Here is a 22915-nt window from a genome sequence, read left to right as displayed (position 1 = left end):
CACGGCTGGCGGCAAGGCTGGCGGTAATCCTAGATTCTCCGATGAAAAACGGTCCTTTAACCACGGGGTTAATGGTGCCGTTTTCGGAGGTGGCATGAATGAATTTGTCCTAGCCGGACTCGTAAAGCGTCGGGCGCAGTTGGCGGGCGATATCGAGGCCGCCCATGAGTCACTTCGGAAGATGGTCTTGGACTTGGAGAGCCTAGACGCCACGATCCTACAATTTGATCCGAGCTACCGGGTGGAGTCCATCAAGGCCAAGGCCTTCCGGCCGCCCAAGGATTGGAGCAATCGCGGCGAGATGTCCCGGATCGTGCTGAGCATTTTGCGGCAGGCTGCCGAGCCGCTTACCAGCCGCGATGTCGCCTTGCAGTTGCTGGTGGAGCGAGCCTTGGACAAGAGCGATCAGCGGCTCTTGCGGATCATGTCTAAGCGGGTCGGGCTTGCGCTTCGTACCCAGCGGGAAAACGGCCTTGTCCGCTGCGAACAGGGGCCGGGGCAGTACATGCTGTGGCAAATCGCCCGGTAGCGGCCCCTAGCGGTATAAGCCACGTTAACCATATTTTGCGATATCGGCTTGATCGCACTAGTCATAGTAGCTTGCGGGCGGAATCACGCTGTGCGATGATTCATTGGAACAAATCGGGTCCGGCCGGGGTTGATCGGGCCCTTGGGAGAGTACTATGCCTGTCACCATGAAAAGTTCGGAACTTTTTGACCGGCTGGTGGAAATCGCGAACGGCGACGCTCGCCTTGTTGAAGATGCGATTCGGGCAAGCGCCACTGGCCCCGATGGCGAAGCTGACTTGAAGGATGTTGTCCAGTACATCCTGAGTCACATTGCGGAGCCGCAGGCGGCCTAAGGCGTTGGGTGGTCCATGTCTGCGATTTGGACCACCGCAGTACTTGTCGCGCTCCTGTTTCCTGGCATCTTCTTTTTCATCGGCGTCGCGACCTACGAGCGCTTCTCGCGGGAAATCATCCGCAGTGGTGCAGTCAGCGAAATAGCGCTCGCTACCCTTGTATCGCTCCTAATCCATATCGCGCTTTTGACTTGCCTTGGCGCATTTGGGTTTCGATTGAGCGCGTTTCTAGCGCCTTTAGCTGAATACGACAGCGTCTCTCACGTCGAGATGGTGAAGCGCGTCACCAGCAAACTATTGCCGATTGCGCTTTACTTGGTCGCAGCTACCGGCTGCGGGATTGGGCTCGGGGTAATCGTTGCTATCGGAGTCGTCACAGGCCCGCTCCGCTTCCTGGTGAAGCATAAGTGGGCATACGATCTGATCGACCGGGATAGACGCCGTGGCATCACCACAGTCTATGTCATGACCACGACCACCGAGGACAACAAGGTCCTCATGTACCGAGGCAGATTGCATCATTTCATGCTGCAAGAGGATGGGAAGCTGTCTTACGTCATCCTCAAAGATTGCGCCCGTTACTACATGAATTTCGGGGATGCCGAGCTTAGTACAGGGAAACAACTCGACATTTTTCGCGGTGCGACTGCCCAGCGCCGCGTTTGGGACTACTTGATGATCGACAGTAGTAATATTGCGAATATCCTCTTTGATCCGAGCGTGCAGACGATTAAGACCACCGATGAAGGCAATAAAGCGCTGCAAGAGGCCATCAGGGCTCGTAGAGAAGCTATAAAGAAACTGAAGCGAATTACCGCCACGATCTCTGCCAATAACCCTTCCACTGCCGCGAAACCGGATGCTGAAGGGCCGCGTCAGTAGCCATCAAATATTGCTCACCGTTGCTGATCCGGCTGTTATTTTCGCGCCAAGCCATTTCACTGGCATAGGCCGCCAAGTACGGGCCTGCGATATGGTGGTGAATGCCGATCTCAGCCCGACGCAGGCGCGAGAAAAACGACTCCGCCTGATTGGTGCAAGCCTCGCCATCCGAATAAGCCTCGCTGTGATTGATCCGCTTCGTCAGGAAGCGCGCATGTAGAGCGTCCCAATGGGCAGCTTCGTCAGCGTGAACGGTGCTGCCGGGCTGCACGGTGCGAGCAATGGTCACAACCGAAGCATCTTCCGACTTGAACACAAAGGGCAGCGTCCGGCCGCCGCGCTCGCGCATGATGACCACCACGCGGCGCTTGCCGGTCTGGTTCTGCACCAAGCGACGGTCGCGGCGATTGGCCTTGTTATTGGCCGGGCGGACGTGGCCACCAAAGTATGCGCCGTCAACTTCCACGGTGCCGCTCACGGTCGCGCCGTTGGCTTCTGAGGCCATCGCTTCGCGGATTTTGTGAGCCATCACGAACGCGGTCTTGTACTGGCAATCCAGGTCGCGGCTCAGTTGAAGCGCGGCATGGCCCTTTGCGCCGTTGACGAAGATCGCGATGGCCAAGAGGTAGTCGCGGATCGGCAGCTTGCGGCTGGCGAAGATCGTGCCCGACGTGACGCTGAATTGGTGATTGCAGCCCTTGCACTTGAACAGCTTGCGGGTCGCGTAGGTATAGGTAGCGACGCAGCCGCAGCGGGGGCAAACCGGCTCGCCCTCAGTCGAGGCCCAACGGATCAGCTTGAAGGTCTGATAGGCTTCCTCGTCCGACAAACGGGCGACTTTCGCTAAACTTAGCGACCTCGCCTTTGCCGTGAGAAGGAAGTGTTGCGACATGAGACCAACGGTTTCCGTTGACCTCAGTGATAAGCGTTGAAAGTAATGGCGTCAACGAAAATCGATGATCTTGACGAAATTCGTTTCGGTCATCATATTGCGTGAATGACCCCGGAACAGTGTCGAGCCGCGCGAGCATGGCTAAATTGGCCTCAAGACGCGCTTGCAAAAAGCGCGAACGTGGGCGTTTCGACGGTGCGGGACTTTGAGGCAGGCAGACGGGAGCCGACTCGAAATAATCTAGCGGCAATGAAAGCTGCACTGGAAACTGGTGGTATCGCATTCGTTGACGACGATAAGCAGCTAGGGATTGTCGCGCCGCGCTAGCTGTGATTCTATGCGGCACATAGGAACACGCGACCAAGGCTTGGACCTCTTGGCCGCGTGGGTAGTCTGGAAGTCGTCCGTACTCCGGTGGAAGGGAGCAGGACGGTCGGCCCTTATGGAAGGGGCCAATCGGTGGAGGTAGCGGGACTTGCACCCGCCGGGGACGTGGCTGGACAACCTTGCCCCTGCACTGTGCACCCCCAAACTCATTGAAAGAGCGCCCTCTCAGGCGCTCTTTTGATTCATAGCAACGCCTTCTCCATCTCGCTCGCGTGGAATTTGCCGTCGTCGCCAAGAACGACGCGCTTGCTGCGTTTGATGTTCTCAAGTGTGGCGTGAGTCGCACGGCCGCCGCCGCCTGCTTCACCGAAATAACCAACCGCTTGAGCGGCCTCCCGGAGTTCTTCCTTCGTGAGCGGGCCGTTTTGAGCAAGCTTGCTCACAAAAAAATCGGCTAGCGGCGGGAGTGCAACAGGGACCGGGATCTTGACCTCGGTCTGGGCCGGGCCGCCTTTATCCCGAGTGTCGAGCATATTGTGGGAGGCCATCGCCTCCTCCAAGTCGAGCATGCGCTTGTAGCTATCGATAGCGCTTTTAAACCCCTCCATTATCTGCCGATGCTCAGCAGCGGCCTTCTCCTGCGCTTTCACGAATTCGGCCTGTTGGCGCTGGGATGTATCTTCAAGCGATCTAATCCGCGCCCGGATGTCGGTGCGGATATCGCGAAAATCGAGAGGCTTTCTAACTGTGACTGTCATGGCGAGAGTGTACATATCTGAGTGGGTCCATACGTGCAAGCCCATTGGGGGCAAGTGGGGTGGTTTGTTCACGAAAATTTCCTGACTGGCCTCAAGGCTACTGAGGCCAGTCATTGGTCAGTTAGTCTGACCCATTTGGTGAGTTTGCTACCTAATGCCGGAATTGCTCGAAGTCTCGATGATCGCGTCCGTCGCGGGCGAAATCAAAGGCGGCGCGCTGACGGCACAGCGGCCGTTCCGCAGCCCGCATCATTCCGCCAGCATGGCCGCGCTCACCGGCGGCGGCATGCGGGCAAAGCCCGGCGAGATCTCGCTCGCGCATCAGGGCGTGCTATTCCTCGACGAGCTCCCGGAGTTCGATCCGCGCGTGCTGGATTCGCTGCGCCAGCCGCTCGAGAACGGCGAGGTCGCGGTGTCGCGCGCCAATCATCGCGTGACCTATCCGGCGCGCTTCATGCTGGTCGCGGCGATGAATCCCTGCCGCTGCGGCAATGCGTTCGAGCCCGGCTATGCCTGCAAGCGCGGCCGCATTGATCGCTGCACCGGCGACTATCAGGCGCGCATCTCCGGTCCGCTGATGGACCGCATCGATCTGCGCATCGAGGTTCCCGCGGTGACCGCAGCCGATCTGATCCTGCCGCCGCCGGCGGAAGGCTCTGCCGAAGTCGCGGCACGGGTGGCGGCGGCGCGCGATATCCAGCTTGCGCGTTACGCCGGTGCGGGCATGCCGCATGTCCGCACCAATGCCGAGGCGCCCGCATCGGTGCTGGAAGAGATCGCCAAGCCGGACGCGCAGGGCCAAAAACTGCTGCGCGATGCCGCCGAGACGATGCGGCTGTCGGCGCGCGGCTATCACCGCGTGCTGCGGGTGGCGCGCACGCTGGCCGACCTTGATAGCGCCGACAAGATCGGCCGGCTGCATCTCGCCGAAGCGCTGTCCTACCGCGCACTCGCGGAGGATGTGCGCCAGATGGCATGATCATTCCGCGCATCAACCCGGCGGTAACGAGTTTCCTTTACGCTCTGCAAACCATAAGGCCCAAAGAGTTCCCGTGCGAGTTTCACACAGGGCCTGGCGAGTAGCGTGTCATGTTGCGTTTCAAGATCCTGGCTTCGGCCGTTCCCCTGTTGGCCGCCGCGATATTCGCCCGCGCCGAGGTCGGATCGGTCTCGCATCCCTGCATCGCCGTTGGCGACATCTCGGTCGAGCTGACGTCCCTGTTCTGGACCGCCGGCGTCCATGTCGCCTTCACCGACGATCCGTCGCGGGCCACGGTGCGGGTCCGGATCACCGAAGATGCCAACGAAGCCGACTTCACGGTCGTGGATGACGGTCTCGGCTCCGAGACGGACTCCTGCGAGGCCCATCCGGCGAACCGCCTGATTACGATCGCGGCGCAACCCGTCGATGGCGGTCCGGTGATCTATCTTTCCAACGACGGTCCGGCCGATTACCGCATCTATGTGCGCTCGAAGACCTTTTCGCAGCGCGAGGCCGCAGCCCTGATCGTCGGTGCCCATGGCGGCCAACGCCCGCTCCCGCTCCAGGCCGCCTCGCTTTAAGGCGTTAACACCTCGCTAACCCCGTTTGGAGGCCGCCCCAAAGCCTCAAGCTGTTCGCAAGGTCGGCAAGACATCGTCGCACCCGGCGGTGGCGGGATTTCGGACAAGAGTCGGGGTCGGTGACGATGGATCGGACGTTCCGGATCAAGGTGCGCATGCGCCGCTTCAGGCGACAGCATCCGCGCATCGCCTTCGCCATCCGCTCCTTCATGATCTTCTCGGCGACCTTTGGCGGCGCCTATGGTTTCGTCTCCGGCAGTCGCTCCGAGAACTCCGGCTACGACCCCAACACCTTCGCGATCGGCGCCAGCTTCCTGTTCGCGCTCGCCTGCCTTGGCCTCGCCACGCTCAGCATGCGGCTGCGCTTCGTCAACAAGCGGATGCGCGCGCTCGCCGCGCACAACGAGGCGCTGATCGACCGCAATTGGGAGCTGAAGGAAGCGGAAGAACGCGCCCGCAGCCTCTTTGAACAACAGGGCGATCTCATCGTGCTGCGTGACCATCAGGGCCGCATCACCTTTGCCAATGACGCCTATTGCGCGCTTGCCGGACAGGAACGTGGCGCGCTGGTCGGCACGCGCTTTGACTTCGACGTGCTGGAGCAGGGCGACAGCGCCCGCGAGAGCAACGGCACACGCATTCACGACCAGAGGATCACCACACCACTCGGCGCGCGCTGGATCGCCTGGCGCGAGGGCTATGTCCGCCTTGACGCCGGCCAGGCGGCCGAGTTGCAGAGCGTCGGGCGCGACGTCACCGACCGCACCGAGACCGAACGTGCGCTGTCCGACGCACGCGACCAGGCCGACGCCGCCAACCGCGCCAAATCGCGTTTCCTCGCGATGGCCTCGCACGAGATCCGCACGCCGCTGAACGGCATCATCGGCATGGGCGGGCTCCTGCTCGACACCACGCTGACGCCGGAGCAGACGACCTACGCCCGCGCAGTGAAAACCTCCGGCGAGGCGCTGATGGCGCTGATCGAGGAGCTGCTCGACTATTCCAAGATCGAGGCCGGCAAGCTCGATCTCGAGCAACGCCCCTTCGCGCTCTCGACCCTGATCGAGGAGATCACCGAGCTGTTGGCGCCGCGCGCGCAGGCCAAGCAGCTGGAAATTGCCGCCTATGTCGACGAGCGCCTGCCGCTCGAAGTCGTCGGCGATGCCGCGAGGCTGCGCCAGGTGCTGCTCAACCTCGCAAGCAACGCGATAAAATTCACCGCGAGCGGCGGCGTCGCGCTGATCGTCGAGCCCGGCATCTGGCCGAACGAAATCAGCTTTCTGGTCCGCGACACCGGCATCGGCATCGCAGCCGACGCGCAGCAGCGCATCTTCCGTGAATTCGAGCAGGCCGACGAGCGCGTCGCACGCACCTATGGCGGCACCGGGCTTGGGCTTGCCATCAGCGAGCGCATCGTCAAGCGCATGGGCGGCCGCATCACGCTCACGAGTGAGCCGGGCAAGGGCTCGACCTTCGAGGTCGCAGTGCCGCTCGCGCCATCGCAAACAGGCAGAGGTCAGACGGCGTTCCCGAGCCCTGACCTCTCGGGCAAGTCGATCCTGCTGATCGCCGAGGGCATCGAGGCCTCGCTGATCGCGCGGCGCCTGGAGCGCTGGGGCGGCCAGACCTGCCTGGTGACCGATGTTGCCGTGGCAGAGGCGCTGCTGCCGGAACGCTCATGGCACGCGGTCTTGGTCGATCGCTCGATCGGTCCTGCCATTACCGACCGGCTGGGCGAAGCGGCTCGCGCGCATGCGCTGCAACGGCTGGTGCTGCTGACGTCGAGCTCGCGCCATGACAAGCTCTCAGCGGCCTTCACCGGCTTCCTGATCAAGCCGCTGCGCGCGGCCTCGCTCGCCGCGCGCCTGGCGCTGACACCAGAGGTCGCCTCGCCCGAGCTCGCGCCGGAGCCGCCGGCCGAATCCACGCGCGCAGCGCCAGCAAAAGGGCTCTCGATCCTTGTCGCTGAAGACAACGAGATCAACGCGCTGTTGATGCGCTCGCTGCTGACAAAGCTCGGCCACCGCGTCGTCATCGCCGTCCATGGCGAGGCCGCGCTGGAATCGTGGCTTGCCGCTTCATCGGCCGGCACGCCCTATGATCTCGTGCTGATGGACATCCAGATGCCGCAGCTCGACGGCATCGAAGCGACAAAACGCATCCGCGCCCACGAGGCCGCCATCGGCGGCCACCACACGCCAATCCTCGCGCTCACCGCCAATACGCTGGTGGAGGATCGCTACGCCTGCTTCGAAGCCGGCATGAACGGGTTCTTGATCAAGCCGCTCGATCGCGACAAGCTGGAAGAGGCACTTGCCGGGCTGGCGGCGTCACGGCATCCGGCCGTCTGATCCAGCATTTCACGGGAACCTGATCTCGACCGGCAATCTGCAATTGAAATCGACTGCACGGCGCGCCACCATCCTCTGGGGCATTTGCATAGAGGATTTTGCGCATGCGTTTGCTTTTCCGCCTCGCAATCATTGTCCTTCTCGCTGGCCTCTCCCGGGCCGCCGCGGCCGATACGCCGGAACTCATCTCGTCGCTCAAGCAGGGCGGCTACGTGCTGGTCTTTCGGCACACCGCCACCGATGACAGCCAAAAGGATGTCTACCCTTTCAGGTTCGACGACATGAGCGCGCAGCGTCAGCTGAGTGAAAAGGGCAGGGACATCGCCCGCCAGATCGGGGCGGCGCTCAAGGAGCTCGCGATCCCGATCGGCGATGTCTACACCAGCCGGCTGAACCGCGCGATCGAGGCCGGCAAGCTGATGTCCGGCCGCGAGGTCAAGCCGGTCGATGCGTTGACGGACAGCAGCAATGCCAGCGCATCGGGAATGGCAAACCCGGCGGGTGCGAATGCAAAGGCTGGACAGGCCGTGCGTCAGTTCGTCGATGCATCTCCGCAGGCAGGCACCAACACGTTTCTGGTCACCCACAAGACGAACATCGCCGATGCCTTTGGCAAGGACGCCGGCGACGTGCAGGAAGGCGAGGCTTTCGTTTACCGGGCCAACAACCCCGGGCCCGCCATCTTTGCTGGGCGCATCAAGCCTGCGGATTGGATCGCCAAGGCCAGCAAGTAAACGACCCATGCGTCCGGCCGGAATGTGCCGTCCGGCGGCTTTGCCGGCTACGCGGCGTGAGCGAGAAAACGCGGCGCAGAGAGCCTATCCGGCGACCCCATGGTGCCCTTGAATACGGTGTCTGCCTGGGCTGCGCGCTTGCAATGCGGGCACACGAAAAGATGCGCGATGATCGGGGTGGGCTCGTCCGCCAGCAGTTCCGATCGGTACCATTTCATCTCGATATGGCAGTCCGGGCATGTGGGCGCTTCGAGTTGTTCCGCAGCGCTTCTGAGACGATCAACCATGGAGTCCCTCGCGTTTTCGAAGCCATAATCGAATACCCCTTGTCGGTCTGCAACAAAAGACACTCAGCCCGAAATTTTGCGAAGCCCACGTGCCGGCGCGTCTACAGCCGCCTGAGCGCCACGCTCTCCACCACGTGGTCGGGGCCCTTTTTCAAGATCAGCGTCGCGCGGGGGCGGGTCGGCAGGATGTTGTCCTCGAGATTGGCGAGGTTGGTGCGTTCCCAGATCGCGATTGCGGTCGCGGTGGCCTCCTCGTCCGACAACAGCGCGTAGCGGTTGAAGTAGGACTTTGGGTTGGTGAACGCGGTGTCGCGCAGTGCCAGGAAGCGCTTGATGTACCACCGCCGCAGCGCCGCTTCGTCGGCATCGATATAGACCGAGAAGTCGAAGAAGTCGGAGACCACGGGCACCGCCTTGCCGTCGCGCGGCAGCTTGCCGGTCTGCAGCACGTTGACGCCCTCGACGATCAGGATGTCGGGCTGGTCGATCTCGGCCCACTGGTTCGGCACGATGTCATAGGTCAAATGCGAATAGACCGGCGCGCGCACGTGGCGGCGTCCGGCCTTGATGTCGGACAGGAAACTCAGCAGCAGCGGCAGATCGTAGCTCTCGGGAAAGCCCTTCTTCTGCATGATGCCCTGCCGATCGAGCACCGCGTTGGGATAGAGAAATCCGTCGGTGGTGATCAGTTCGACCTTCGGGCGCGGCGACCAGCGTGCCAAGAGCGCCTGGAGCACGCGGGCCGTGGTGGACTTTCCGACCGCGACGGAGCCGGCGACGCCGATTATGTAGGGCATCTTGCGGTCGCGGATATTGAGGAACTGGCGCTCCGCGTAGTACAGGCGCTGCATCGCATCGACATAGATCGACAGCAGGCGCGACAGCGGCAAATAGATGTCCTCGACCTCCTGCAAGTCGAGGCGGTCGTGCAGCGAACGCAGCCGGTCGAACTCACCCGGCTCCAGCGTCATCGGCGTATCGTCGCGGAGTCGCGCCCAGTCCTCGCGCGTATAGACGCGGTAGGGATTATATTGCTGCTCGGGTGCGCGGATATCCATGACGCGACTTCTCCACCTCGGCTAGTTGCCGCTTTTGCGCGACGCCTTCTCTTCCAACCCTGACATGTTCGTCCGCTTGTCCAGCGCGGCCTCGACCTCTTCCAGCTTTACGCCGCGGGCCTTGAGCAGCACAAGGAAATGATAGAGCAGATCGGCGCCCTCGGCGATCAGATGCGCGCGATCGTTTTCGACTGCTGCGATGACGGTTTCGACTGCTTCCTCACCGAACTTCTTGGCGCAATGCTCGGCGCCCTTGTCCAGGAGCTTGCGGGTATAGGAGCCTTCGCCCCCGGCCGCGGCGCGGGCATCGATGGTCTCGGCCAGATCGTGGATCGTGAAACGCGACATCGGACTACCCGGAAACACACTTGGCAATAAACTTGGCCACGGAGGCCATTCCCCGTACGGCCTGTGTAGCATTTTTATGAGCAGGAGTCGTCAGGCATCCAGGCGCATGGGCAAGCCCCGCCGGGACATGTGCTCCTTGGCCTCGCGGATGGTGAATTCCCCGAAATGGAAGATCGAGGCGGCCAGCACGGCGGTGGCATGCCCGTCGCGAATGCCGTCAACGAGATGATCGAGATTGCCGACGCCGCCCGAGGCGATCACGGGAACAGGAACGCTGTCGGCAATCGCCCGGGTCAGCGGGATGTCAAAGCCCTGCCTTGTCCCGTCGCGATCCATCGAGGTGAGCAGGATTTCGCCGGCACCGAGCGAGACGACCTCTTGGGCGTATTCGATGGCGTCGATGCCGGTGGAGTTTCGACCGCCATGGGTAAAAATCTCCCAGCGCTCGCCGCCGCCCGCGCGCTTGACCCGCTTGGCGTCGATCGCGACCACCACGCACTGCTCGCCGAATTTCTCGGCCGCTTCCTTGACGAACTCGCGCCGCGACACCGCGGCGCTGTTGATCGAGACCTTGTCGGCGCCGGCGCGCAGCAGCGTCTTGATGTCGTTGACCTCACGCACGCCGCCGCCGACTGTCACCGGCATGAAGCAGGCCTCCGCCGTGCGCCGAACCACGTCCAGCATGATGCCGCGATTCTCATGGGTCGCGGTGATGTCGAGGAATGTCAACTCGTCGGCGCCGGCCGCGTCATAGGCGATCGCGGCCTCGACGGGATCACCGGCATCCCTGAGATCGACGAAGTTGACGCCCTTGACGACGCGGCCGTCCTTGACGTCGAGGCAGGGGATCACGCGCACCTTGAACATGTGACGTCTCCTAGGCGGCGCGCGCGTTGCGGATCAAAGTCAGGGCTTCGGCGGGATCGAGCCGGCCGTCATAGAGCGCACGGCCGGCGATCGCGCCGGCGAGCTTTTTGGCGCGCGGCGTCAACATCGCCTTGACGTCCTCGATCGAGGCGAGGCCGCCGGACGCGATCACCGGAATGGAGATGGCGTCGGCCAGCGCGATGGTCGCATCCAGGTTCAGGCCCTTGAGCAGGCCGTCGCGCGCGATGTCGGTGAAGATGATGGCGGCAACGCCGGCATCCTCGAAACGTTGCGCGATCTCCAGCACCGTCACCTGTGAGGTCTCGGCCCAGCCTTCGACCGCGACCTTGCCGTCGCGTGCGTCCAGCCCGACCGCGACGCGGCCGGGGAATTTTTTCGCAGCCGCCTTCACCAGCTCCGGATCGCGCACCGCGGCGGTGCCGATGATGACGCGGGTGATGCCCTTCTCGAGCCAGGCTTCGACGGTCGCGAGATCGCGAATGCCGCCGCCGAGCTGCACCGGGATCCTGATCGTCTTCAGCATCGCCTCGACGGCCTGCGCATTCACCGGCTTGCCGGCAAAGGCACCGTCGAGATCGACGACATGGAGATACTCAAAGCCCTGCTCGACAAAGCTCTGCGCTTGGGCAGCTGGATTGAGGTTGAACACGGTCGCGCGCGCCATGTCGCCTTGCTCGAGGCGCACGCACTGGCCGTTCTTGAGGTCGATCGCGGGAAAGAGAATCACGGTTTCCATCGCAAAAAGTTCGAGATCAGGGCCAGGCCAAAGCGCTGGCTCTTCTCGGGGTGAAACTGCGTGCCAATGGCGGTGTCCCTGGCGACAATCGCCGTGACAGGTCCGCCGTAATCGGCGCGCGCGAGCACGTCCGCCTCGTTGGCGGCGTTGAGGTGATAGGAGTGCACGAAATAGGCGTGCTGGCCCTTGGGGCCGAGCGGCAGCCGTTCCAGCACCGGATGCTCACGCAGCACCTCGAGCGTGTTCCAGCCCATGTGCGGGATCTTCAGGCTCTCGTCTCGCGGCGTGATCTTCTCGACGTCGCCGCCGATCCAGTTCAGGCCTTCGGTGATGACGTGCTCCTTGCCGCGGCTCGCCATCAGCTGCATGCCGACGCAGATGCCGAAGAAGGGCCGCGCCTTGACGCGCACCGCTTCGGTGATCGCCTCGACCATGCCGTTGACCGCATCGAGCCCGCGCCGGCAATCGGCGAACGCGCCGACGCCCGGCAGCACCAGACGGTCGGCTTCATACGCCCGGTCCGGATCGCTGGTGACGAAGACCTTTTGCGGATTCTCAAGGCTGCGCGCCGCGCGCTCGAAGGCTTTTGCGGCGGAATGCAGATTCCCGGAACCGTAATCGATGATGGCGACGCTCATCTTGACCCTCCCGGTTCTGGAAATAATCCAATGATGCCGCCGGCCGGAATTGGCGGCGGGTTCGAGAATTGCTGACCCGGCACACCGCGGGTCGGCGGCGGGCCGCCGCGATCGACGGCCCATTGATCGTTGACGATGCCGCGCTGTTTCTGGCTCCAGCGCTCGAAGAAACGGCGCTCGGCGGTGTCCTCGTCGTCGGCAATCACGACGTCGAGCTGGCGCCATTTGCCGCGCGACAGGGTCCAGCGGCGCAGGCTCGATGCTTCGAAGCCCATCAGCAGCGCGACGATGGTGTTGGCAAAGAAGATCGCGCTGCGGCCGACGCCGAGACTGGACAGCCCGGCGTCGAACGCAGCCAGGACAACCACCCAGCCGATCAGCGCCAGCCAAAGCCTGTTCCAGAGCAGCCAGAACGGCCCGAACACCATCGCCCAGAAATGGAAGCCGTCGCGCACGAACACGAACTTGTCGGTCGCGCGCAGATCGGCTCCGGCAGGAGAGGGAGCATGGACTGTGTAGACAGGCATGGTGATGCCCCGTTCTCTGAATTCAGTGATAGACGGCGCGTGCCGTCGGCCGAGAGGTCAGCCGCCGAGCGAGCCCTTGGTGGACGGGATTTCGCCCACAGCCTTCGGATCGATCGCGACGGCCGTGCGCAGCGCCCGTGCCAGACCCTTGAAGCAGGACTCGGCGATATGGTGGCTGTTATCGCCATATAGGGTCTCGACGTGGAGAGTCACGCCGGCATTCATGGCAAAGGCCTGGAACCACTCGCGGACCAGCTCGGTATCGAACTCACCGATCTTGTCGCGGGGGAAGTCGGCCTTGAACACCAGGAACGGGCGGCCCGAGATGTCGATGACCACGCGCGACAGCGTCTCGTCCATGGGCATGTGCACGCCGGCATAGCGGGTGATGCCCGCCATGTTGCCGAGCGCCTGCTTGACCGCCTGGCCGAGCGCGATGCCGGTGTCTTCGGTGGTATGGTGATGATCAATGTGCAGGTCGCCAACCGCCTTGACCGAGAGGTCGATGCGGGAATGGCGGGCGAGGAGATCGAGCATATGGTCGAAAAAGCCGATGCCGGTCGCAATATTGGCCACGCCGGTGCCGTCGAGGTTCACGGTGACCTCGATGTCGGTTTCCTTGGTCTTGCGCTTGATCGTCGCGGTGCGCATTGAAGGCTTTCGCTATGGTTTGGGCCGAAAACGCCGGTCTTTTAACAGCCAAATGACGCCTTCGCTACTGCGGGAACGGCCGGCCGGGCCTCTACTTCTGCCTATGGTGAGCGAAATTGGGCCCGGAGCGGCCCGTTGTGCCCCAGCCTCTGACCGCCTAAATCTGGCCGGACAACGAGGTATTTCATGCAGGACTCCCAAAACAGCTCGCCGGGCTGGCACGGCACCACGATCTTGACGGTCCGCAAGGACGGCAAGGTGGTGGTCGGCGGCGACGGCCAGGTCTCGATCGGCCAGACCGTGATCAAGTCCAACGCCAAAAAGGTCCGGAAACTCGGCAAGGGCGACGTCATCGGCGGCTTTGCCGGCGCCACCGCCGACGCCTTCACCCTGTTTGAGCGGCTGGAAGCCAAGCTCGAGCAGTATCCGGGACAGCTGACCCGGGCAGCCGTCGAGCTGGCTAAGGACTGGCGCACCGACCGCTATCTGCGGCGGTTGGAGGCCATGATGATCGTGGCCGACAAGGACGTCTCCCTGGTCCTGACAGGCACCGGCGACGTGCTGGAGCCCGAGTCGGGCGTGATGGCGATCGGCTCCGGCGGCAACTACGCGCTGGCCGCGGCCCGTGCGCTGCTCGACACCGACAAGGACGCCGAGACCATCGTCCGCCGCTCCCTCGACATCGCCGCGGATATTTGCGTCTACACCAACCGGAATTTGACGATTGAGACGCTGACGGCTGGGTAGGCGATGGCGCCAGCCTACACCTTCCGTCCAATGACTACGGCCGACCTGCCGCTGATCCGGCGATGGCTGGGCGAAGCGCATGTGCGGGAATGGTGGGGCGATCCGGACGACCAGTTTTCGCTCGTCAGCGGCGATCTCGATGAACCGGCGATGGACCAGTTCATCGTGTTGGCCGGCAACCGGCCGTTCGGCTATCTTCAATGCTACAAGCTTACCGCCTGGAACACGGGCCTTGGGCCGCAACCGGAGGGCACGCGTGGGATCGACCAGTTCATCGGCGAAGGCGACATGATCGGGCGCCGCCACGGTTCGACGTTCATCCGCGCGTTTGTCGATGAGCAGTTTCGCAGCGGCCTGCCGCGCATGGTCACCGATCCCGATCCGCGGAATGCACGCGCCCTGCGCGCCTATGAGAAGGCCGGCTTCGTCCGCGACCGCGTGGTCGAGACGCCCGACGGGCCGGCACTCTTGATGGTGCGCGAGCCATGACGCTGACGACCACGCATGAAAGCAGGGCCGCGTTCCCGCCCCTCGCCTGGGCCGGCATCGCATTGTTGCTGCTGGCGCTACAGGCCGCGATCCTGTTCGCGATGGGGCGCGTGCCGATCTGCACCTGCGGCTATGTCAAGCTCTGGCATGGCGTGGTGAACAGCTCGGAGAATTCGCAGCACGTCGCCGACTGGTACACCTTCTCGCATATCCTGCACGGCTTCCTGTTCTATGGCTTGACCTGGCTGCTGTTCGCGCGCCTGCCCTTCCTGCAACTGTCCTGGCCTGCCCGCCTGATCATCGCGATGCTGATCGAGGGCGCCTGGGAGATCGTCGAGAATTCGCCGTTCATCATCGAGCGCTACCGTGCCGGCACGATCTCGCTGGATTACTTCGGCGACAGCATCGTCAACTCGGTCTCTGACAATCTGTTCATGATGCTGGGTTTCCTCGCCGCACGCATGCTGCCAGTCCCGGTGACAGTCTTGCTCGGGCTCGCCTTCGAAATCATGCTCGCGCTCCATATTCGCGACAATCTGACGCTCAATATTTTGATGCTGATCCATCCGATCGAGGCCGTGAAACAATGGCAATCGGGTCCGCCCATCATCTGACAGCCAAAAAAGCAGCTTGTCGCCGCCCGCATCTGACCCTAGCTAAGGCCCTATGACAGACTTCTCGCCCCGCGAAATCGTTTCCGAACTCGACCGTTTCATCGTCGGCCAGGCCGACGCCAAGCGCGCCGTCTCGATCGCGCTGCGCAACCGCTGGCGGCGACAGCAGCTCGAAGGCTCCTTGCGTGAGGAGGTGCTGCCGAAGAACATCCTGATGATCGGCCCCACCGGCGTCGGCAAAACGGAAATCGCGCGGCGATTGGCAAAACTCGCGAACGCACCGTTCCTGAAGGTGGAAGCGACGAAATTCACCGAGGTCGGCTATGTCGGCCGCGACGTCGAGCAGATCGTGCGTGATCTCGTCGAGGTCGCGATCGCCCAGGTGCGCGAGAAGAAGCGCAAGGACGTGCAGGCGCGCGCGCAGCTCGCCGCCGAGGAGCGCGTGCTCGACGCTCTCGTCGGCGCCAATGCCAGCGCGGCGACGCGGGAGTCGTTCCGCAAGAAGCTGCGCGCCGGCGAGCTTAACGACAAGGAAATCGAAATCGAGACGCAGGGCTCTAGCGGCGGCATGCCGATGTTCGAGATCCCGGGCATGCCGGGCGCGCAGATGGGCGCGATCTCGATCGGTGACATTTTTGGCAAGCTCGGCGGCCGCAGCAAGACGCGGCGGCTGACGGTGGAGAGCTCGCACGAGATCCTCGTCAACGAAGAGTCCGACAAGCTGCTGGACAGCGAGCAGCTGACGCTGGAAGCGATCAGCGCGGTCGAGAACAACGGCATCGTGTTCCTCGACGAGATCGACAAGATCTGCGCCCGCGACGGCCGCGTCGGCGGAGATGTTTCGCGCGAGGGCGTGCAGCGCGATCTGCTGCCGCTGATCGAGGGCACCACGGTCTCGACCAAGCATGGCGCGGTGAAGACCGACCACATCCTGTTCATTGCCTCCGGCGCTTTCCACGTCGCCAAGCCGTCTGATTTGCTGCCGGAATTGCAGGGTCGTCTGCCGATCCGTGTCGAATTGCAGGCCCTGACCCGCGACGACATGCGTCGCATCCTGACCGAGCCCGAGGCCTCGCTGATCAAGCAATATGTCGCGCTGATGCAGACCGAGGGCGTCACGCTCGACATCACGCCTGATGCGATCGACGCGCTGGCCGACGTCGCGGTGGCCGTCAACTCCACCGTCGAGAACATCGGCGCGCGGCGGCTCCAGACCGTGATGGAGCGGGTGCTGGACGAGATCTCCTTCACCGCCCCCGACCGCAGCGGCGAGACCGTCAGGGTCGATGCCGATTTCGTGCAGAAGCACGTCGGCGACCTCGCCAAGAACGCGGATCTGAGCCGGTTTATTTTGTAATTTGTGGCGGTCGCGCTATGGATGCCGCGTGACCGCACCCATCCTGCAAAACCCCTGGCGCCTCCTGCTCGCGATCAACGCAGCGGTCATCGTCGGCGTGTTCGTCCACAAGATCCAGCTGCCGCCTTACGTCCCCTACATCCACCTCCTGGTCGACTACCATTTCGGCTTCATCAAGCGCGCGCTGATCGGGGCGATCGTCGCGCTATTCACGGACAAGGTGCCGGTCTCGCTGGTGTTCACACTCGGCGGAGCGACCTGGCTGGTGACGCTGGGGCTCTACGCAAGACTGTTTCAGAAGACGTTCAGCTTCACCGCGAAAACGCTGCCGCTGTTCGTCTTCATCGCGGGCTCGCCGTTCTTCCTGAAGAATTTCATGCACACGCTCGGCCATTTCGACATCTATGGCTGCGTGCTGGCGATCATCCTGCTGCTGATGCCGGCGGGCTCGCTGCTGTTTGTTGCGACGGCCGCGCTGTTCGCGATCATCCTTGTGCTGATCCACCACATCCATCTGCTGATGTATGTGCCGACGATCATCGCCATCGTCGTGATCAGGCATTATCTCGCCTATGGCTACAATCGCAGCAATGTCGCGTTCGGTGTCCTCGCCTTCGCCCTCGTCTCTGCACTGTTCTTCGCCGCGCAATTCCTGGGAACGATGCCGATCCCCGAAGCGGATTTCGTGGCGTATCTGAAGACCCGGATGGCCGATCCGTCCCGCACCGATCTGCTGCAGTTCGCCTACATCTGGTACCAGCCGCTGGCGAAGGAGATTTCGGACACCTGGGGCCGCCTGCCGCACAACATCCTGGGCGTGCCTGTCTTCGCGCTGCTGATCTGGCTGCACACGCCGCTGTGGCGTTTCTTCGCGAACCTGATCCGCGCGCTTGCAAGCGAGATGCACCGCCGCCTCGTCGTCGCGGCACTGATCGGTATCAGCCTCGCCTATCTCGTGATGTTCGCGATGGTGTTCGACTATTCGCGCTGGATCTCGAACTGGGCGGTCTGCATGTTCCTGATCCTGCATGCGGTCAAGATGCTGCCGGCGAAGCAGGAAGCGCCGCTGATTCCGGCGGAAGATCAGAAGACAAACATCTTCGGCCTGATCGTCACTTTGATCCCGCGCGTCGGGATCGTGCGGCCGTTCTAGAATCTCGCCCGGCGAATTCGCACATAAAGCGCGCCCTCGCCGCCATGGCCGATGCCGGCCTCCTCGAACCCGACCACGAAGGCGCGGAATTCCGGCAAGCTCAGCCATTCCGGCACCTGGCGGCGCAGCACGCCGCTTTCGCCGCCGCTGCGGCCCTTGCCGGTGATGACGAGCACGAAGGTCAGGCCGTCATGATGGGCGCGGTGCAGGAAACCGGTCAGCGCGCGATGGGCGCGCATCTGGGTCATGCCGTGCAGGTCGAGCCGTGCCTCGATCTCGCTGCGGCCGCGCGACAGTTTTGTGCGCTCGCGCTTGCCGAGCGGCGCCAGTGGCGGCATCGCCGGTTTTGGCACGCGCGGCGCAGGCGCAGCGGCAGTCGGACGTGGCGATGGCGCAGGTCTCGCCACCGGTGCTGCGGGTGAAGGCTCAGTGCGTGGCGGGGCGTGCGTCTTTGCCACGCGATGCTTCCTCAGCGGCTTGACCTGCTTTGCGACAATGTCCCACAGCTCGCGCTCTTCCTCGCTCAGCGCACGACGGCGCGGCGAAGGACGAGGCTCCAGCACGGGCGGACGGGACGATCGCTTCATTGCTGCCGATGGGGACGATTCTTCGCGGGCCGGCGCGGCTCGGGAGTGGGCTCGATCACGGGGCGCGGCACCGGCAACGGGACTGGACCAGCGACAGCGACCGTCTCACTCTTGTCCGGCGCCACAGCCGCCGGCTTGGCCTGATCGGTCTGCGGAAACAGCTTTGCGATCTTCACCGAGGGCCGCGGGTCCGGAACCGGCAGCTTTGCGGCACGCGCGCTTGGATCGAGGCCCTTCGGCACCAACATGACAAAATGCATGGGATGGCGCAGCCGGCCGGAGACCCGGCCGGCATCCGCGCCGGCACCGAAATAGAGATCCGCGCGGGCAGGTCCAATGATGGCGGAACCAGTGTCCTGCGCGATCATCAGCCGATGGAACGGCGTCTTGGCGCGATCGGACTCGATCGGCAGTTCGCCCTCGATGAAGAACGGCGTGCCATAGACATGCAGCGATTTGTCGACCGCGATCGAGCGGCCGGCCGTCAGCGGGATACCTTGCGCACCCACCGCCTCGTCCTTGTCGGAGAGGTTGACCTCCCGGAAGAAGATATAGGCGCGGTTCTGGCGCCGCAGCTCCTTGGCGCCATCGGGGTTCTGCGTCATCCACTCCCTGATCTTCTGCATCGACATCTCTTCCCTCGGGATGATGCCGCGCTCGATCAGGATGCGCCCGACGGCCGTGTAGGGATAGCCGTTATAGGCGTCATAGTTGAGCCGGAGGGTTGTGTCGTCGTCGAACTTGATCCGGGCCGAGCCCTGGATCTGGGCGAACAGCAAATCGGTCGGGTCCTTCAACCAGGCGATCTCCAGCCCGCGGCCGGCGATCTTGCCGTCCTCGATCTCGCCGCGATCGTAATAGGGCACCAGCTTGCGGCGGCCGATCTTGCGGTAAACAGGTCCCTTGTTGGGCAGGCTGACCGAATCCTGCTTGTAGCCGCGCACGAACAGGTTCGATGGGCGGCGATAGACCGGAACGTTGTAGACGTCAGTCTGCGTCCGCGATCCCTCCAGCACCGGCTCGTAATAGCCGGTGACGAAACCGTCGGGCTCGCCGAGGCGTGAGATGCGTAGCGGCGCAAAATTCTCCTCGAAGAAGGTCCTGGCTTTGGCGTCGTCACTGAGCTCCAGCGATTTGGCGGCCCGGCATGGCTCGCTCAGCGAGCCGGCAAGTGCCTTTGGCTCGGCCGCGCCGGTCTGCGCATTGATCGTCCGGCAGCTCGCGCGAAAGGTCTTGTAGGCGGCGAGATGATCGTCGTCGCTCCAGCCCTTCACGTCGGCCCAGGCCAGCGGCAGATATTGCGCGCCGGGGATCTCGAAAGGCAGGGGAAGCTGCGGATAGGGCAACGCCCGCGGCGGAGCGGCAGGCAGTTCCGGGAGATGATGGTGATGGCTGCGATAGTGGCGCCGCGCCGCCTCGGCGCCGAGTGAAAACGACGACAGCACGACGGCACCCGCGCAAAGCGCCGTCGCGCTGTTCTTCAAAAAGACCTTAATTCGCGCTTCCGGTGCCAACCAGCTTCCAGTTCGGATCGCGAGAGGTGATGTCGCGGGCGAAAGTCCAGATGTCGGTGATGTCGGCGACCGTGTCGGCGCTGCCGTCAACGATGTTGCCGGCCTTGTCGCGGGTGGCCGAGATCATCTGCGAGACGAAGCGGATCGTGAGCTGGGCCGTGCGGTCGCGCAGCTCGGCGCCGACGAGCTCAGCCTTGTCGATCGAGACGAAGCGCGTCTCGGTCTTCTGCTCGTTCTTCTCGCGCTCCTTGATGGCGGCGTCGAAGCTCTCATAGACCTCCGACGACAAGAGATCACGCAGCGCGCGGCGATCGCCATTGGCAAAAGCCAGCACGATCATTTCATAAGCGCCGCGGGCGCCGGAGATGAAATGGCGGGGGTCGAAGGTGGAATCCTTGTCGACGATGGCGTCGAGACCCTGGGCGAGCGCGGTGCCCGGTTCAGTCAGGCCCTTCCAGCGGTCGGCGGGCGGGGTCGGCTCGGCCGTCGGCGCCAGCGGCGCCTGGTCAATCACCTTGCCCGGCATGGTCACGACGTTCTTGTCCTGGGCACCCCCCAGCGCGTTGCGGGCAGCAGTATGGTCGAACGGCGGCCGCTCGTTGCCCGTGCGCTGCCCCAGCACACTGCGCAGCCTCAGAAAGATGAAGACCGCCAGCGCCAGGAAGATGATGGTGTAGATGTCCACGTCGTATTCGCTTTCTGGTCTTCGCGAGAAGGGGCCGACTAGAAGGGTTCGTCGCCGGGAAAATCAATCCGGCCAGTAGACCGTTCCATACGGAAACGGCAAGTCTACATCACCATTTTAGGTCCGCGCGTCAGGTCCGTGGGATGTAGGCACGAAATCTCGCCCGGCCAATGGCGCCTTTTGGCACAGCGCCGAGTGTAGCGCGTTTTATGCTTAAGGGGAAACCCGATCCGGCCCGGAAATCGCGCATCTTCAAGCGTTTAAGGCGCAATTTCGTCGAAAGACCACCTCGAACGTCACAGTTGTGGGCCCGGTCTGGATCCCCCGTCCGGGACCGTTCGTCCTTGTGGAACGAGGCGGCCCTATGTTAGCCAACCGCCGCGAAATTCAGCCCCAATCGGGTAAGGAGACACTTTGATGACCAACGGTAACGGCACCCCTCCCGAGGCGGCCCAGGCTCCCCAGCTCAACGTGCTGGCGCAGTACACCAAGGACCTCTCGTTCGAAAATCCGAACGCGCCGACGTCGCTCCAGCAGCAGGGCCAGCCGCCCCAGATCAATATCCAGATCAATGTCGGCGCCAACAATCTCAGCGACACCGAGTTCGAGGTCACGCTGTCGGTCGAGGGCAAGGCCGAGACCGCGGGCAAGATCATGTTCTCGTTCGAGCTCGCCTATGCCGGCGTGTTCCGGATCACCAACGTGCCGAAGGAAAACCTGCATCCGCTGGTCATGATCGAATGCCCGCGCCTGCTGTTCCCGTTCGCCCGTGAGATCATCGCCACCGCGGTGCGCGACGGCGGGTTCCCGCCGCTGATGCTGGATCCGGTCGACTTCGTTGGCCTCTATCGTCAGAACATGGAGCGGCAAATGGCCGCTCAGCCGACCAGCGGGCAGGCCTAACCGGCCGGAGGCGTGGCTGGAGCGGGCAAAAACTCGTTCCAGATCGCCTTGTCGCCGAGCGTCGCGATGAAGGCCCGGTGGGCCTCGCGCTCGGCATCGGAAACCCGCGGCGCGAGCGGCACCAATCGCTGCCGCCGCGGCGTATCGCCAGCGGCATTAACGCGAATATCCTCGCCTTCCGACGCCAGCAGCAGCTGCGACTGCCGCGCCCCGACCAGATCGACATAGACTTCGGCGAGCAGTTCGGCGTCGAGCAGCGCGCCGTGCTTGGTGCGGTGTGAATTGTTGATCGAATAGCGCGAGCAGAGATCGTCGAGCCGGTTCGACACGCCGGGATGCTTGCGCCGCGCCAGCAGCAGCGTATCGACCAGCCGCTCACGCGGGACCGCGGGGCGCTTGATCTTGTCGAGCTCGGCATTGATGAAGCCGATGTCGAACGAGGCGTTGTGGATCACCAGCGGCGCATCGCCGATGAATTCCAGAAAGTCGTCGACGACCTCGTGGAACAGCGGCTTGGTCGAGAGAAACTCGGCCGACAGCCCGTGTACCGCGAACGCTTCCGCCGGCATGTCCCTCTCAGGGTTGATGTAGACGTGATACGTCTGTCCCGTCGGCATGCGGTTAAGTATTTCGACGCAGCCGATTTCGACCAGGCGATCACCGCGGAGCGGATCGAGGCCGGTGGTTTCGGTGTCGAGGACGATTTCGCGCATGATTTTGGGATGCCGTGCAAGAAGCCGTGTAAGAGCGGCGAATCAGGCTCGCCGCTGCGGCATCTTAACGACCTCGGCCAGGATGTGCGCGATTTGGGCGCGCACCGGTTCAAGTCCGTGTGACGTATCCACCACGAAATCGGCCCGCTTGCGCTTCTCGGCATCCGGCGTCTGCTTGGCGATGATGGCATCGAGCTTTGCCTCGTCCATCGTGCCGCGCGCCAGCACCCGCTCGCGTTGAATTTCTGGCGAGGTCGAGACCACGACGATGGCGTCGACCCGCTTCTCACCGCCGGTTTCGAACAGCAGCGGAATGTCGAGCACCACGACCGGTGCCTCGGCCGCTTCTGCGTCGGCAAAGAATTTTTGCCGGGAAGCGCCTAGCATCGGATGGACGATCTGCTCGAGTTGCTTGATCGCGGCGGGATCGTGCACCACGCGCGCCGACAATTTTGGCCGGTCGACCTTGCCGTTCACGGTGGTGCCGGGGAAGGCGGCCTCGATCGCAGGCGCGGCCTCGCCCTCGTAGAGCTGGTGGACGGCCGCATCGGCGTCGTAGACGGGCACGCCGGCCTCCGCGAACAATTTCGCGGTGGTGGATTTGCCCATCCCGATCGAGCCGGTTAGTCCCAGGATCCGCATCAGCGCCC

The 22915-nt window shown here is 63.3% G+C and carries 28 protein-coding genes and 1 pseudogene; 14 read left to right on the top strand and 15 right to left on the bottom strand.

All coding sequences use genetic code 11. The features are described from left to right. The first annotated feature begins 94 nt into the window (after positions 1-94). The 3 genes from B5V03_RS42265 to B5V03_RS11525 all read left to right on the top strand — a co-directional run bounded on the left by B5V03_RS42265 (position 95) and on the right by B5V03_RS11525 (position 1745). Positions 95-529, top strand: a complete 435-nt coding sequence (locus B5V03_RS42265) for a hypothetical protein (protein WP_433995330.1) — start codon at positions 95-97, stop codon at positions 527-529. 154 nt (positions 530-683) lie between these two features. Continuing rightward, positions 684-863, top strand: coding sequence for a hypothetical protein (locus B5V03_RS11530; RefSeq protein WP_129270210.1), 180 nt, complete (start codon positions 684-686; stop codon positions 861-863). A 15-nt stretch (positions 864-878) separates the two neighbouring features. Further along, positions 879-1745, top strand: a complete 867-nt coding sequence (locus tag B5V03_RS11525; RefSeq protein WP_129270208.1) for a hypothetical protein — start codon at positions 879-881, stop codon at positions 1743-1745. On the opposite strand, the gene B5V03_RS11520 is transcribed toward B5V03_RS11525, so the two are convergent. After that, positions 1675-2637 (bottom strand): IS1595 family transposase, encoded by a 963-nt coding sequence (locus B5V03_RS11520; protein WP_164987938.1) that lies wholly within the window; start codon positions 2635-2637, stop codon positions 1675-1677. The genes B5V03_RS11525 and B5V03_RS11520 overlap by 71 nt on opposite strands. A gap of 105 nt (positions 2638-2742) precedes the next feature. Between B5V03_RS11520 and B5V03_RS11515 the strand changes: the two genes are divergently transcribed. Next, entirely contained in the window at positions 2743-2964 is a 222-nt protein-coding gene (locus B5V03_RS11515; RefSeq protein ID WP_129270204.1) for a helix-turn-helix domain-containing protein, read from the top strand. 242 nt (positions 2965-3206) lie between these two features. Here the strand turns inward: B5V03_RS11515 and B5V03_RS11510 are convergent, their stop codons facing one another. Beyond that, the gene (locus B5V03_RS11510; RefSeq protein WP_129270201.1) at positions 3207-3737 is read right to left on the bottom strand and encodes a hypothetical protein; all 531 of its coding nucleotides are present in this window, start codon (positions 3735-3737) and stop codon (positions 3207-3209) included. A gap of 145 nt (positions 3738-3882) precedes the next feature. On the opposite strand from B5V03_RS11510, the pseudogene B5V03_RS11505 reads away from it, so the two are divergent. From B5V03_RS11505 to B5V03_RS11490, 4 genes and pseudogenes are all read left to right on the top strand, one after another. Then, positions 3883-4701: pseudogene (locus tag B5V03_RS11505) on the top strand (ATP-binding protein); the annotation flags it as partial. A gap of 110 nt (positions 4702-4811) precedes the next feature. Then, entirely contained in the window at positions 4812-5285 is a 474-nt protein-coding gene (locus B5V03_RS11500) for a hypothetical protein (RefSeq protein ID WP_129270197.1), read from the top strand. A 125-nt stretch (positions 5286-5410) separates the two neighbouring features. Continuing rightward, complete coding sequence (locus tag B5V03_RS11495; protein ID WP_164987937.1) at positions 5411-7636, top strand: ATP-binding protein; 2226 nt, start codon at positions 5411-5413, stop codon at positions 7634-7636. 104 nt (positions 7637-7740) lie between these two features. Next, positions 7741-8370, top strand: coding sequence for a histidine phosphatase family protein (locus B5V03_RS11490; protein ID WP_164988027.1), 630 nt, complete (start codon positions 7741-7743; stop codon positions 8368-8370). 47 nt (positions 8371-8417) lie between these two features. Here the strand turns inward: B5V03_RS11490 and B5V03_RS11485 are convergent, their stop codons facing one another. The 8 genes from B5V03_RS11485 to hisB form a co-directional block, all read right to left on the bottom strand. Beyond that, on the bottom strand, positions 8418-8657 hold the full coding sequence (locus tag B5V03_RS11485) for a hypothetical protein (RefSeq protein WP_129270191.1): 240 nt from the start codon (positions 8655-8657) through the stop codon (positions 8418-8420). Positions 8658-8758: 101 nt separating this feature from the next. Then, positions 8759-9715, bottom strand: coding sequence for a type I pantothenate kinase (coaA, locus tag B5V03_RS11480; RefSeq protein WP_129270189.1), 957 nt, complete (start codon positions 9713-9715; stop codon positions 8759-8761). Between the two features lie 21 nt (positions 9716-9736). Beyond that, positions 9737-10063 carry a phosphoribosyl-ATP diphosphatase gene (locus tag B5V03_RS11475; protein WP_129270187.1) on the bottom strand — a complete coding sequence of 109 codons (327 nt, stop codon included), beginning with the start codon at positions 10061-10063 and terminating at the stop codon, positions 9737-9739. A gap of 90 nt (positions 10064-10153) precedes the next feature. Then, entirely contained in the window at positions 10154-10930 is a 777-nt protein-coding gene (gene hisF / locus B5V03_RS11470; protein WP_129270185.1) for an imidazole glycerol phosphate synthase subunit HisF, read from the bottom strand. 10 nt (positions 10931-10940) lie between these two features. After that, positions 10941-11678, bottom strand: a complete 738-nt coding sequence (gene hisA, locus B5V03_RS11465; RefSeq protein WP_129270183.1) for a 1-(5-phosphoribosyl)-5-[(5-phosphoribosylamino)methylideneamino]imidazole-4-carboxamide isomerase — start codon at positions 11676-11678, stop codon at positions 10941-10943. Beyond that, on the bottom strand, positions 11675-12325 hold the full coding sequence (gene hisH / locus B5V03_RS11460) for an imidazole glycerol phosphate synthase subunit HisH (protein WP_129270181.1): 651 nt from the start codon (positions 12323-12325) through the stop codon (positions 11675-11677). Before hisH ends, hisA begins: the two co-directional genes overlap by 4 nt. Then, positions 12322-12852, bottom strand: a complete 531-nt coding sequence (locus B5V03_RS11455) for a DUF2628 domain-containing protein (protein WP_129270179.1) — start codon at positions 12850-12852, stop codon at positions 12322-12324. The genes hisH and B5V03_RS11455 overlap by 4 nt, the downstream gene beginning before the upstream one ends. Positions 12853-12909: 57 nt before the next feature. After that, positions 12910-13503, bottom strand: coding sequence for an imidazoleglycerol-phosphate dehydratase HisB (gene hisB, locus B5V03_RS11450; protein ID WP_129270177.1), 594 nt, complete (start codon positions 13501-13503; stop codon positions 12910-12912). A gap of 186 nt (positions 13504-13689) precedes the next feature. On the opposite strand from hisB, the gene hslV reads away from it, so the two are divergent. Genes hslV through B5V03_RS11425 form a run of 5 tightly spaced genes read left to right on the top strand, consistent with a single transcriptional unit; the run spans position 13690 to position 17863 of the window. Then, positions 13690-14250: an ATP-dependent protease subunit HslV gene (gene hslV, locus B5V03_RS11445; protein WP_129270175.1), complete on the top strand. Its 561-nt coding sequence runs from the start codon at positions 13690-13692 to the stop codon at positions 14248-14250. Positions 14251-14253: 3 nt separating this feature from the next. Then, the gene (locus tag B5V03_RS11440; RefSeq protein ID WP_129270173.1) at positions 14254-14739 is read left to right on the top strand and encodes a GNAT family N-acetyltransferase; all 486 of its coding nucleotides are present in this window, start codon (positions 14254-14256) and stop codon (positions 14737-14739) included. Then, complete coding sequence (locus B5V03_RS11435; RefSeq protein ID WP_129270171.1) at positions 14736-15353, top strand: DUF2585 domain-containing protein; 618 nt, start codon at positions 14736-14738, stop codon at positions 15351-15353. Before B5V03_RS11440 ends, B5V03_RS11435 begins: the two co-directional genes overlap by 4 nt. Positions 15354-15405: 52 nt before the next feature. After that, positions 15406-16710: an ATP-dependent protease ATPase subunit HslU gene (hslU, locus tag B5V03_RS11430; protein WP_129270169.1), complete on the top strand. Its 1305-nt coding sequence runs from the start codon at positions 15406-15408 to the stop codon at positions 16708-16710. Between the two features lie 28 nt (positions 16711-16738). Then, positions 16739-17863, top strand: a complete 1125-nt coding sequence (locus B5V03_RS11425) for a hypothetical protein (RefSeq protein WP_129270167.1) — start codon at positions 16739-16741, stop codon at positions 17861-17863. Here the strand turns inward: B5V03_RS11425 and B5V03_RS11420 are convergent. Genes B5V03_RS11420 through B5V03_RS11410 form a run of 3 tightly spaced genes read right to left on the bottom strand, consistent with a single transcriptional unit; the run spans position 17860 to position 20649 of the window. Continuing rightward, positions 17860-18450 carry a Smr/MutS family protein gene (locus tag B5V03_RS11420; protein WP_129270165.1) on the bottom strand — a complete coding sequence of 197 codons (591 nt, stop codon included), beginning with the start codon at positions 18448-18450 and terminating at the stop codon, positions 17860-17862. The two genes, B5V03_RS11425 and B5V03_RS11420, sit on opposite strands and share 4 nt — an antisense overlap. After that, positions 18447-19964 (bottom strand): murein transglycosylase A, encoded by a 1518-nt coding sequence (mltA, locus tag B5V03_RS11415; protein ID WP_164987936.1) that lies wholly within the window; start codon positions 19962-19964, stop codon positions 18447-18449. Before mltA ends, B5V03_RS11420 begins: the two co-directional genes overlap by 4 nt. After that, positions 19942-20649, bottom strand: coding sequence for a Tim44/TimA family putative adaptor protein (locus B5V03_RS11410; RefSeq protein ID WP_129270163.1), 708 nt, complete (start codon positions 20647-20649; stop codon positions 19942-19944). The genes mltA and B5V03_RS11410 overlap by 23 nt, the downstream gene beginning before the upstream one ends. A gap of 417 nt (positions 20650-21066) precedes the next feature. On the opposite strand from B5V03_RS11410, the gene secB reads away from it, so the two are divergent. Next, positions 21067-21552 (top strand): protein-export chaperone SecB, encoded by a 486-nt coding sequence (gene secB / locus B5V03_RS11405; protein WP_129270160.1) that lies wholly within the window; start codon positions 21067-21069, stop codon positions 21550-21552. On the opposite strand, the gene dnaQ is transcribed toward secB, so the two are convergent. Both dnaQ and coaE read right to left on the bottom strand, forming a co-directional pair. Further along, positions 21549-22265: a DNA polymerase III subunit epsilon gene (gene dnaQ, locus B5V03_RS11400; RefSeq protein WP_129270158.1), complete on the bottom strand. Its 717-nt coding sequence runs from the start codon at positions 22263-22265 to the stop codon at positions 21549-21551. The two genes, secB and dnaQ, sit on opposite strands and share 4 nt — an antisense overlap. A 42-nt stretch (positions 22266-22307) precedes the next feature. After that, positions 22308-22907: a dephospho-CoA kinase gene (gene coaE, locus B5V03_RS11395; RefSeq protein WP_129270156.1), complete on the bottom strand. Its 600-nt coding sequence runs from the start codon at positions 22905-22907 to the stop codon at positions 22308-22310. Positions 22908-22915 lie beyond the last annotated feature (8 nt).

Source organism: Bradyrhizobium betae, from assembly GCF_004123905.1.
In the GTDB taxonomy this organism is placed as follows: Bacteria; Pseudomonadota; Alphaproteobacteria; order Rhizobiales; family Xanthobacteraceae; genus Bradyrhizobium; species Bradyrhizobium betae_A.
The sequence above is the reverse complement of the archived record's forward strand: the minus strand, read 5'-3'. Positions and strand labels throughout refer to the sequence as shown.